This window comes from Pseudomonas sp. RGM2987 (genome assembly GCF_022952855.1).
In the GTDB taxonomy this organism is placed as follows: Bacteria; Pseudomonadota; Gammaproteobacteria; order Pseudomonadales; family Pseudomonadaceae; genus Aquipseudomonas.
The window spans coordinates 1-11,147 of record NZ_JALJDX010000105.1 but is presented as its reverse complement, the minus strand read 5'-3'; the positions used below and the strand labels follow the sequence as shown (position 1 = coordinate 11,147).

Here is an 11,147-nt window from a genome sequence, read left to right as displayed (position 1 = left end):
CCACAGGGGTTATTGGGGTTTATAAGTCTGTATTCACAGCTGCTCTTACAGGGTTTGGGGCAGATAAAAAAACCGGGCCAAGGCCCGGTTTCTTTTTACCGCGGTGTTGCTTAGAAGTCGTAAGTCACATCCACCGAAGCCACGCGTTCCTGGCCGTAGTAGCAACCGAACGAGTAGTTGCAGTGGGACACGTATTCGCGATCGAAGACGTTCTGCACGTTCAGGCTGGTGCTGACGCCGCGCAGGCTCGGGGTCATCTTGCCCAGGTCGTAGCGCACGGTGGTGTCGAAGACGGTGAAGGCCGGTACGTCGAACGAGTTGGCCGCGTCGCCCGGCTTGCGACCGGTATAGCGTGCGCCCGCGCCGAAGGTCAGGCCGTTGAGGTTGGCCTGGGTGAAGTGGTAATCGACCCACAGGGTGGCGGAAACCGGCGCCTGTTGCTCGCTGCGGTTGTCCTCGTTGCCGTAGTTGTCCTTGGTGTAGAACGAGTCGAGATAGGAAGCGGCCGCCATGACTTCGACGTTGTCGATGGCCGATTTGACTTCCAGTTCAACGCCACGCGAACGGACTTCCCCGGACTGGATCGAGTTGGCAGGATCGGCCGGGTCGGCCGTCACCAGGTTCTTCTGCTTGATCTCGAACACCGAGGCGGTGATCAGCGTCTTGTCGAACGGCTGGTACTTCACACCCACTTCGTACTGCTCGCCCTCGGTCGGCTTGAACGAGTTACCGGCGGCGTCCGTGCCCAGGGTCGGCAGGAAGGATTCGGAGTAGCTGACGTACGGTGCCAGGCCGAAGTCGGTGACGTAGGTCAGGCCCACGCGACCGGTGAACTTGTTGTCGCGCAGCTGCGACACGCTGCGGGCCAGCAGGTCCTTGTTATCCACTTCGGCCCAGTCCTGGCGGCCGCCCACGGTCAGGATCCACTTGTCCAGCTTGATCTGGTCCTGCAGGTAGACGCCGGTCTGGCGCACGGTGTTGTCCCACTTGGTGTCCAGCGTCGGGGTCACGCTACCGGTGTCATAGTTGTTGCTGCCGTACAGGTTGATCGGCACGACGTTGTAGGCGTTGTAGCCATCGTACTTGCGATTGAAGTGGCGATAGTCCAGGCCTGCCAGGGTGGTGTGTTCCAGGGCGCCGGTGTTGAATTTGTACTCCACGTTGTTATCGATGGTGTAGGCGGTGTTGTGCTGCCGCCAGTCGAGTTTCACGCGGTTGGCCTGGGTCTGGTCGGTCACGCCACCGCTGGTGACGAAGCTGCGCAGGTAGAAGCCCTTGTACTGGTCTCGCACGTCGGTGTAGCGCGCGGTGGAGCGGAACTTCAGGTCATCGGTCAGGTTATGGCTGAAGTCGTAGCCGAGGATGAACTGGTCGCGCTTGTAGTCGTTCCAGCGGGTGTCGCCGGAGAAGAAATTGCGGTCGATGCGCTGGCCGTTCGGGCCGCGTTCCAGGGAACCGATCCGCGGCAGCGCCTGGTAGTCTTCCAGGCCATCGTCCTTCTGGATCTGTGCCAGCAAGGTCAGGGAGGTGTCTTCGTTGGGCGCCCAGGTCAGGCTCGGCGCCAGCAGCATGCGTTCGCTGTGGGTGTGGTCGACCTGCTGGTTGCCTTTTTTCGCCAGGCCGATGACGCGATAGCTGAATTGCTTCTGGTCGTCGATCGGACCGCTGGTGTCGAACGCGCCGTTGACCCGGTTGTAGCTGCCGGCGCCGAGCTTGATCTGGCTGCGCTGTTCGGTGGTCGGGCGCTTGGAGACCATGTTGATCAGGCCGCCCGGCTGGTTCTGCCCGTAGAGCACCGACGACGGGCCCTTGAGCACTTCGATGCGCTCCAGGGTGTACGGATCGATCTGCGGCGCGCCGCCCAGGCTGCCGGCGTAGGGCAGGTAGGCCCCGTCCAGGTACAGCGGGGTCGGCGAGAAGCCGCGGCTGGTGATTTCGTCGGCGATGGCGTTGCGATCGGTGAAACCGCCGGTGTTCAGGCCCGGCGTATAGCGCAGGGCCTGGGTCAGGTTGCGGGCGCCCTGGGTCGCGATCTGGTCGGCGGTGACCACGTTGATGGTCTGCGGGATTTCCAGGATCGGCGTATCGGTCTTGGTGCCGGTGGCGCTGCGGGTGGCGACGTAGCCGTCCACCGGGCCATACGCCGATTCTGCCGCACGGCCGCTGATGGTGGTGGCCGCCAGTTCCAGGGAATCGCCCGGGGCCCGGGAGCGCACGGTGACGGTGTCGCCTTCGACGGTGAACACGACGCCGGTCCCCACCAGCATCTGCGACAGCGCCTGGGTCGGCGACAACCGGCCGTTGACCGGTTGGCTGCGCAGGCCCTGGACGTCGTCGGCGCTATACAGCACTTGCAGGCTCGACTGCGTGCTCAATGCCTGCAATGCACTCGCCAGCGATTGTCCTGGAATGTTGAAGTCGATTTCCTGTGCCTGGACCTGTGCGCTGAACGGCAAGGCCAGGGCCATGCTGAACGCGATGGCGCTAAAGCCTGGTTGCAGCAGGCGACGCATGATCAGTGCCTTGGTAAAACGTGGAATCCCCGGAGTTGCTGGCATCAGTGTTTCACTCTTGCAGGTGTTTAATGGATGTAGTTGTGAGCAATTCCTAATTAGGACGCACGACCGTGGCAAAACCGGAAATGAGAATCGTGACTATTTACGCCGGCTGCATTTCGGTGACGACTTTTCCGGCCTCCATCCGCACCAGTTGGTCGGCCACATCGAAGTAACGGTCATCGTGGGAAATCACGATGATGGTCTTGCCCAGGCGCTTGAGGTCCGGCAGCAGCTCGGTGTAGAAAATCCGCCGGAACGTCGGGTCCTGGTCGGCGGCCCATTCGTCGAACACCAGCACCGGGCGCTCTTCCAGCCATGCGTTGACCAGCGCCAGGCGCTTGCGCTGGCCGGTGGAAAGGTCGGTGGTGGTGAAGGCGCCGTCGCGCACGCTGACCTTGTGGGCGATTTCCAGGCGTTGCAGGTACTTGTTGGCGTCCTCCGGGATATGGGTGTCGCCCTGCACGATGTCGTCGAACAAGTAGTAGTCGGCAAAAATCGTCGTGAACAATTGGCGGTAATCGTCCCGCGTCAGGGCGCTCACCACCTGGTCGTTGAGGCGGATTTCCCCTTGTTGCGGGGCGTACAGGCCCAGCAGCAGCTTGATCAGCGTGGTTTTGCCGCAGCCGTTTTCCCCGACGATGAACACGATGTCGCCCTGGTCGATCTTCAGGTTGACCGGCCCGAGGCGGAAAGGCCGAGCGCCTTCGACCGCTGGAAAGGCGTACGAAACGTCGCGCAGTTCCAGGTGTTGCACAGTCGCTTGTGGATGACCCTGGTCGCTCAGCAACAGATGCGGTTCCGGCGAAGAAAACTGTTCCGACAGCTCGGCGATACGGCGGAAGGCGATCTGCGCGCGGCTGACAATCGGCAAGGTGCCGATCAGGTGTTCCAGCGGGCCTTTCATGTACAGCAGCACCAGCACGAAGCCGCTCATCACCGCCTGGTCCGTGCTCGGCCACAGCGATTGCAAGGCCAGCGCGAGGCCTATCACCACGAAGAACAGCATCGAACCCAGGGTCTTGGCGATCACGAAGGTGTTCACCGAACGGATCTGTGTATCGCAGATATGGTCGGCGGTGCGCTCGATGCCCGAGACGAACATGCGCTGGCGGCGCGGGCGATGGATGCGCAGTTCCTTGGCGCCTTCGGCAACGGCGTTGTAGTGCTTTTGCAGTTCGTCCTCGGCATCGCGGGCCGCCATGAAACCCTTGATCCCGCGTCCGCGGGCGATGTACTGGACCACGGTGCCGATGACGATTGCCACCAGCATCAGCAGGAACATCGGCCACGACAACATGGCCAGGTAACCCATGCAGCCGAGGGTCACGGTCAGGGAGATCGCCAGCGGGGCAAAGGCGAAGGCGAAGTCGCTGATGGTGTCGACATCATGGGTCAGCACCGGGATCAGTCGGTGACTGCGGTAGCGTTCGATCTGCTCGATGGGCGCCGAGAGGACTTTTTCCCCCAGCTCCTTGCGCAACCGGGCGATGATTTTCTGGCCGACATAATTGGTGCCGATGTCCGAGCAGATGGAGCTGACCAGTGCCAGCAGGCACAACGCGGCGAAGACCCCCACCACGGTGTGGGTCAGGCCGCCTTCGGCGTGCAGCGCCTGGTTGATCGTCGCCAGCAGCACGGTGACGCTCAGGCCACCGACCATGCCCAGCACGATGGCGCCGATGACAATCAGTCGGAAGGGTTTGAGCAGGGTGAACAATTCATTGATCACACCGCGTTTTGGTTGGCTCATGGAGGGTTCCCTGCTGGATGGAAAAGGAGCGGAGGCGTTGGGGACATTTGCTAAGGGGCGCAGGTGCGCCGGTTGGATCGCGCCCGTCTGTTAGACGATTGGCGAGGGAGGGGATTTAAGGATGCTTGACTCGGTAGGCCCAGGCGAACAAAGCACCTGTGGCGAGGGGATTTATCCCCGTTGGGCTGCGGAGCAGCCCCAATGAATATTGTCTGGATATTTCTGACTGGACGGTGTCGTTTGTTTGGGGGCTGCTGTGCAGCCCAGCGGGGATGAATCCCCTCGCCACAGAAAGCTCCCCCAACCATGCAAACTCGGGTTACATATCCCGCGCCACCCGGAACCCGATCCAGTCGCCACGCACCCCCGGCACCAGCGCGTTGCGGTTGCCGGAGCGGGAGAACACCGGCGCCTCGCCCCAATCGTTGCCGCGGATGCGCCGGAACTCACACTTGCCGGTCAACCAGGCGCTACCGTCGCTGGGAGCGCCGACGTAATTTTCGTTGTAGCAATCGGCCGTCCACTCATAGACGTTGCCGTGCATGTCGTACACGCCGAAGGCATTGGGCGCGAAGCTGCCGGCCGGGGCGGTGAAGTTGTAGCCGTCGGCGGCGCCGTAGGTGTTGGCGTGCCGGGCGATGCTGTAGTCCTTGCCGTCATCGAACGGGAAGGGGAACGGGCCGCTGCTGCCGCCGCGTGCCGCGTACTCGCGCAAGGACTCGCTGACCAGCCGGTAAGGCTTGCCGGCTTTTTTCGACAACCACGCCACATAGGCGTTGGCCTCGGCGAAATCCATGCACACCGCCGGGTGCCGGTCGGTGTATTGCTTGCGCGGGTCGCTGCCCTGGTAGTCCGGGATGCCGGCCTTGCACGCCCGCCCCGGTCGCTCATCGCCATCGGGCATGGTGTAGCCGGTGTCCCGCAGGTAGGCGAACCACTCGCTTTTGAGGATCTGGAAACGGCTGATCGCCACCGGGCGGGCGAACGTCACCGGGTGCATCGGGCCTTCGTCGGGCTCGCGTCCCACTTCGTCTTCCGGGGTGCCCATCTGGAAGGTGCCGGTGGGCAGCACGACCATCTCCGGGCAGTCCTTGCAATCGCGCAGCACCTGGCCCGGTTGCGAGGCGTGGGCGGCGGAGGGCAGCAGGGCGGCAACGAGCAGCGCGGGAAGTAGCGTCAACGAAAAGCGGTTCATCGGTCTCTCTCGTAAAGTCAGGTTCAGAGTGTCTGGCTCAGCACGCCCATGAAGCGATCGATCTCGGCTTCGGTATTGAGCAGCCCAGGCGCGGTACGCACCACCGGCCCGGCGTCGCGATGCACGGCGTCGGCGATTACCCGGTTTTTCATCAGGTAACTGGCGACCTCGTCACTGTCGCGGCCCTTGACCCGGAAGAAGGTGAAGCCGGCCGACAGGTCGGGGCTCAACGGTGTGACCAGCTCGATCTGCGGTTTCGCCAGCAGTTGCTTTTTCAGGTAGCTGTTGAGGCCATGGATGCGCGCCTGGACCTCGGCCTTGCCCAGTTGCAGGTGCAGCTTGAACGCCTCGTCCGCCGCCCAGCGGTGCTCGAAGGCATGAAAACCGCCGGGCGTCATGACCGTGGAAAATGCCGTGGCTTCGGAGAACGTCGGGATGATCGGCGTGACGTATTTGAGCTGTTCGCTGCGGCTGCACACCAGGCCGGTGCCCCGTGGGCCGAACATCCATTTGTGGGTGCCGGCGATGAAGAAGTCGCAGTTCATCTCGGGGAAGCCCAGGTCCTCGACGCCAAAACCGTGTACGCCGTCCACCACGTAAATGAGCCGCCGGTCGTCGCTGCGGCCCTGGTTGTGCTTGTCCACCAGCGCGCCGATCTTGCCGATGGGCAGTTTTACGCCGCTGCCCGAATGCACCCAGGTCATGCCCAGCACCCGGGTTTCGGGGCGGATGCTGCGGTCGATGGCGCTGAGGATCTCGTCGTGGCTGGCGGCGTTGGCTTGCTCGAACAGTTTGATCTTGCGCACCCGGGTGCCGTCCCGTTGGGCGCGCAAATCGAGAATGGTGTGGGTGGCGTAGTGTTCGTGGGCGGTGGTGAGGATCTCCTGGTCGGCGCGCACCCGCACGCCGCCGTAGATCATCGCCAGGCCTTCGGTGGTGCTGCCGGTCAGTGCGATCTGCTTGGGACTGGCTTGCAGGTAGCGACCGGCCCAGGTCCGTACGTTCTCCTCACGCTTCTCGGTCACGCCCAGGTCCCAGTCCATCAACAGCCCCGGGTTTTGGTCGAGGGCGGCGCGGTGTCTTTCGATGGCCTCGCGCACCGGACGCGGGTGGGTGGTGATCAGGAAATTGGAGAAGTGCAGATAGTCCGGGTCCTGGTCGAACAACGTGCGCAGTTGCGCCCATTTGTCTCGGGACAGCGATGGCAGTGGCTTGGCGCTTGCCTGTGCCGGGAGACTGGCCGCCAGCGGCAAGCCGGCCGCGAGGATGCCGGCCTGCTTGAGAAAAGTGCGGCGTTCATTCATGGCTGGCTGACCTGCCGGGCCGAGGCCACCGGGGGGCGGGCGGCTTGTTGCACCTGGTCCCAGACCCGCAGGAAATTACCACCCCAGAGCTTGGCAATGTCGGCTTCGGAGTAGCCGCGGGTAAGCAGTTCGGCGGTGACGTTGCGGATCTCGCCGACGTTCTCCCAGCCTTTCACACCGCCGCCTTCGTTGAAGTCCGAACTGATGCCGACGTGGTCGATACCGATCTTGCGCACGGTGTAATCGATGGCGTCCCCCAGGTCCTTGAGGCTGGCCTTGGGTTCTTCCTCGAGGATGGCGTAGAGCTGCGCGGCGTATTCGCCGAACTTCTGCTCCGGCCACGCGGCGATGATCGGGTCGCCCGGCATCAGTGCCATGGCCAGGTTGGGCAGTGGCGGCAGGTCGAAGCGCTGGCGCAGGGCATTGAGTTTGTCCTGGGTCTTTTGCGTCAGCGGGCGCAGGTATTGGGAGAAGCCGACGATCTGCACCACGCCGCCACTGCGTTTGATCAGTTGCAGTTCCTTGTCGCTGAGGTTGCGCGGGATGTCGACCATCGCCCGGGGTGCCGAATGCGAGGCCACCAGCGGGGTGCGGCTCAGTTGCGCGACTTGTTCCAGGGCCTGGCTCGACATCTGCGACACATCGATGATCACGCCCAGGTCGTTCAGGCGCGTCACCGCTTGCTTGCCCAGGTCCGACAGGCCGCCGAGGGCATCGGGTGAGTCATTGAAGAACGGCAGCGGGCGGGAGGAGTCGGCCCAGTCGTTGTTGCCGATGTAGCTGAACCCGAACATGCGCATGCCGCGCGCGGTCCAGAGGTCCAGCAGGCTCAAGTCGTGGCCCAGGGGATAGGCGTTGAGCATGCTGATGAAAATCGCGAACTTGCCTTCGCCGTGCAGGCGCCGGAAGTCGTCCGGGGTGTAGGCGATGGCGACCTGGTTGGGAAAGTCGCGGACCAGGCCGCTGATGATCTTGTAGCGCACCTCTTGTTGGTTGCGCGCTTCCTCGACGAAACCGGCGGTGGGTTTGTGTGGGGCGTTGGGGCCGTTCCACAGCTCGGGCCAGCCGAAGACCGTCAGGGCGGCGCCGGACAGCTGGCCGCGATTGGCTTTCACCAGGTCGAACTGGCCGCTGCCATCCTTGTCGGCCTCGTGGCCGGCGGTGCCGAAATCCAGTGGTACGGTGATGTGGCTGTCGAAGGAGAGCAGGTGTTCGTGCAATGCCTTGGCTTCTTTCATCACCTTGACGGGGTAGCCCGGGTTGTCTCGCCACCAATGGTCCCAGGCTGCCAGGCCGCCGCCGACCACCAGCGCCAGGGCCAGGGGCACGCCGGTGAAAAGAGCCTTTTTCGAACGTGGAGTTTTCATTGCCGATCTCGATTTGGTTCGCCTTGGATGGGCAGGCGTGGGGGCTTTGCTATGTGGGGAGGACGAGTGGTTGGCGGGGAAATTTAGGTGGCCTGACAGGCTGTTTGGATTTTTTGACCGGGTACATATCCATTGCTGCGGTCATGGCTGCTTAGGGTTCCGCCCTGACGGCGGCTTACTTTTGAGAAGCGCAAAAGTAAGCAAAACGCTCTTGCCCCACCACTGGGCACCTCGCCTAGGCTCGGTGTGCCCTCACTCCGGCATTGCTCCGTGTGCCCGCCGCGATGGGCCATCCATGGCCCTGCGCGGCTATCCCGGCATCCATGCCGGGATGCCCACTACGCAATGCCTGCGTTCGGCCCTTGTGGTTGATGGGGCGCCCAAGATCAAAAGCCAAAGCCAAAGCCAAAGCCAAAGCCAAGCGAGGCGGCCTGACAGCCGACCTATATCTCCCGTCTTACCCAGATCCAACTGTGGGAGCGGGCTTGCCCGCGAAGGCGGCCTGATAGCCAACCTGTCTCTCCCGACCTTACTGCGATCCATTGTGGGAGCGAGCCTGCTCGCGATAGCGACCTAACAGGCAACCGCCCCCCTAAATTTGCCAACCCACCCCTCGTTCTAGCTTGGATAAAACCCACCCTCAAAGGCTGACACAGGTAAGGCAATGACGATTTCTCGACGATGGTTCATGGCAGGCCTGGCGCTGACCGGTGCCGCTGTGCCGGCGGTGTATTACGGGCATCGTGAATTGACCCGGCCGGACCCGACCATCACCCCTGGCGAGGCCTCGTTCGAGGTGGCGGATGTGGCGGGGCAGCGCCGGGCGGATACGTTGCGGGGGATCTGGTCGATTCGCTTCAGCGGTGGTGACGCGGGCCTAGAAGGCGTGCCGGATGGAGGCCTGCAACTGTTCCTCGACATCGCCCATAAAGGCCGTGGCCTGGTGGGTTATCTCGACACCGCCGAACGGCTGCGTGGCGTGGATGTGCCGCGTTATCGGGTATTGGGAGACCTGGCCGGGACCGACCCCAAGCAGGTGAGCTGGCGGCTGATCGGCACTGGGGCTGCGGACGGCGCGCCGGATTACGAGTTCATCATGACCCTGGATGAAGTCTGGGCCGGTTTCGGCAATGCCGGCAGCGCGACGCTCAGCGGTGGGGTGTTGCGTTTGGATCGTCCGCTGGCGCTGCCTGAGCAGGACCTTCAGGTGATCGCCGTCAAGCAGCGCTTTCCCGAGGCCCGGGAGCGTACGCCGCTGAGCCCGGCGCTGCTGGCCTGGTTGGTGTCGCCTGAGCATCGGCTGTTTCACCAGCTCTGGCATGCCTCGCGGGACAAGTGGCACACCCTCGACGAAGACAAGCGCAACGCCCTGCGCGGTATCGGCTGGCAACCCGGCCCGCGGGATCAGGAGCGTGATGCCCGTGGCCCGCGCAAGGATCGCAACGGTTCGGGGATCGATTTCTTTTTCATGCACCGGCACATGCTCGGTACGGCTCGTTCGTTCCAGGCGTTGCCCTCGTGGCCGCGCTTTCCGTTGCCGCAACCGGAGCTGGAACGTGATCGCCTCGGGTTCGCCCGCTATTTCGATAACCACGATGGCACCGCCTTGCCGCCCACCTGGCTGGCCGATGGCGATGAGCAATACGCCCAGTGGGTGAGCGACATCAAGACCGCCGAGACTTACCACAGCAATTTCCAGGTCTGGGAATCGCGCTACCGTGACCCGCGCTATCTGTCGAAACTGACCCTGGGCCAGTTCGGTTCGGAAGTGGAACTGGGCCTGCACGACTGGCTGCACATGCGCTGGGCCTCGGTGCCTCGCGATCCGTCCAACGGCCACCCGGTGCCGTTCGCCCGCGACCCGGCCGACTTCGCCCAGCGCTGGTTTGCGGCGGAAAACGACTTTCTTGGCGATCCGTTTTCGTCCCACGTGAACCCGGTGTTCTGGGCCTTCCACGGCTGGATCGACGACCGCCTCGAAGACTGGTTCCGCGCCCACGAACGCTTCCATCCCGGCGAAATCAGCCGGCTGACGGTCAACGGCGTACCCTGGTTCGCCCCCGGCCGCTGGGTGGAAATCGCCGACCCGTGGCTGGGCCCGGACACCCATGGCTGCAGTACCACGCCGGGGCTACAGGCCGGGCGCTCGGTGGAAATGGACCCGGAAACCATGAAACTGGCCCTGCGCATCACCTTCGGCAGCGACGACAAGAAACTCTCCGAACTGTTTCGCCGCGTGCCGCAACGGCCGTGGTATGCGCGCAATCTCAAGGCCAAGCCGGTTTAGCATTCCGCATGTACCTGTTAGTTCTTACAGCAGACGCCGCCCGCCGCTGGGGATAGATTGCGGCCAATGCCAGCGAGTCATCTACAAAGGGGCTTCCATGGAAACCAGCAAAGGCGTGTTGATCACCCTGACCGAGAAAACCGGACAAACCTATCGGGCGGTGGAAATTGATTTCGTGACCCGGATGACGGGTTTTGTCGATGACAACCCGGACAATGAGTTTCGCGACTCGATCATCTCTTCCTACGCCGTGCGCGTGACCAGGACCAAGCCCGAAGGCCCATTCGACCAGGTTTCGGTGCACGGGGATATCGATGGCGACAGCGACGTGGATGCGGCCGACAGCCAGGCACTGATTGACCTCGCCATGGCCGCGATCAAGATCCCTGCGGCGGCGGGGTAATCCCAGGCTATCCAAACGAGCACTACATTGGATGGGGGGTCGCGCTCAGGCTTGGCGAGCGACAGGAAACCTGTGAGCGAGCCTGCTCGCGATGACGGCGGCACATTCAACATCACGGTGACAGATGCACCGCCATCGCGAGCAGGCTCGCTCCCACAGGGGGGGGTGTTGGAACCAAATTCGGGTTGATGCAGGCCCACTGTGGCGAGGGAGCTTGCTCCCGCTCGGGTGCGCAGCAGCCGCAAAAAGCTGGGGGCCGCTTCGCAGCCCAGCGGGAGCAAGC

The 11,147-nt window shown here is 63.3% G+C and carries 7 protein-coding genes; 2 read left to right on the top strand and 5 right to left on the bottom strand.

Features of this window, described 5'->3' with window-relative positions; genetic code table 11:
* Positions 1 to 110 precede the first annotated feature (110 nt).
* From RGM2987_RS02155 to pvdM, 5 genes are all read right to left on the bottom strand, one after another.
* Entirely contained in the window at positions 111 to 2,558 is a 2,448-nt protein-coding gene (locus RGM2987_RS02155; protein WP_245138479.1) for a TonB-dependent siderophore receptor, read from the bottom strand.
* Positions 2,559 to 2,658: 100 nt separating this feature from the next.
* Complete coding sequence (locus tag RGM2987_RS02150) at positions 2,659 to 4,308, bottom strand: cyclic peptide export ABC transporter (protein WP_245138478.1); 1,650 nt, start codon at positions 4,306 to 4,308, stop codon at positions 2,659 to 2,661.
* 319 nt (positions 4,309 to 4,627) lie between these two features.
* Complete coding sequence (locus tag RGM2987_RS02145; RefSeq protein WP_245138477.1) at positions 4,628 to 5,503, bottom strand: formylglycine-generating enzyme family protein; 876 nt, start codon at positions 5,501 to 5,503, stop codon at positions 4,628 to 4,630.
* A 23-nt stretch (positions 5,504 to 5,526) separates the two neighbouring features.
* On the bottom strand, positions 5,527 to 6,807 hold the full coding sequence (locus RGM2987_RS02140; RefSeq protein WP_245138476.1) for an aminotransferase class V-fold PLP-dependent enzyme: 1,281 nt from the start codon (positions 6,805 to 6,807) through the stop codon (positions 5,527 to 5,529).
* The gene (gene pvdM / locus RGM2987_RS02135; RefSeq protein WP_245138475.1) at positions 6,804 to 8,174 is read right to left on the bottom strand and encodes a pyoverdine-tailoring dipeptidase-like protein PvdM; all 1,371 of its coding nucleotides are present in this window, start codon (positions 8,172 to 8,174) and stop codon (positions 6,804 to 6,806) included. Before pvdM ends, RGM2987_RS02140 begins: the two co-directional genes overlap by 4 nt.
* Positions 8,175 to 8,838: 664 nt before the next feature.
* Here pvdM and RGM2987_RS02130 point away from each other — a divergent pair.
* Entirely contained in the window at positions 8,839 to 10,461 is a 1,623-nt protein-coding gene (locus RGM2987_RS02130) for a PvdJ/PvdD/PvdP-like protein (protein ID WP_245138474.1), read from the top strand.
* 97 nt (positions 10,462 to 10,558) lie between these two features.
* Positions 10,559 to 10,864 carry a hypothetical protein gene (locus RGM2987_RS02125; RefSeq protein WP_245138473.1) on the top strand — a complete coding sequence of 102 codons (306 nt, stop codon included), beginning with the start codon at positions 10,559 to 10,561 and terminating at the stop codon, positions 10,862 to 10,864.
* Positions 10,865 to 11,147: the final 283 nt, after the last annotated feature.

Excerpts from the sequence above, each read along its gene's own strand:
- pvdM (WP_245138475.1), bottom strand. The coding sequence starts at position 8,174 with ATGAAAACTCCACGTTCGAAAAAGGCTCTTTTCACCGGCGTGCCCCTG.
- RGM2987_RS02140 (WP_245138476.1), bottom strand. The coding sequence starts at position 6,807 with ATGAATGAACGCCGCACTTTTCTCAAGCAGGCCGGCATCCTCGCGGCC.
- RGM2987_RS02130 (WP_245138474.1), top strand. The coding sequence starts at position 8,839 with ATGACGATTTCTCGACGATGGTTCATGGCAGGCCTGGCGCTGACCGGT.
- RGM2987_RS02125 (WP_245138473.1), top strand. The coding sequence starts at position 10,559 with ATGGAAACCAGCAAAGGCGTGTTGATCACCCTGACCGAGAAAACCGGA.
- RGM2987_RS02150 (WP_245138478.1), bottom strand. The coding sequence starts at position 4,308 with ATGAGCCAACCAAAACGCGGTGTGATCAATGAATTGTTCACCCTGCTC.
- RGM2987_RS02145 (WP_245138477.1), bottom strand. The coding sequence starts at position 5,503 with ATGAACCGCTTTTCGTTGACGCTACTTCCCGCGCTGCTCGTTGCCGCC.
- RGM2987_RS02155 (WP_245138479.1), bottom strand. The coding sequence starts at position 2,558 with ATGCCAGCAACTCCGGGGATTCCACGTTTTACCAAGGCACTGATCATG.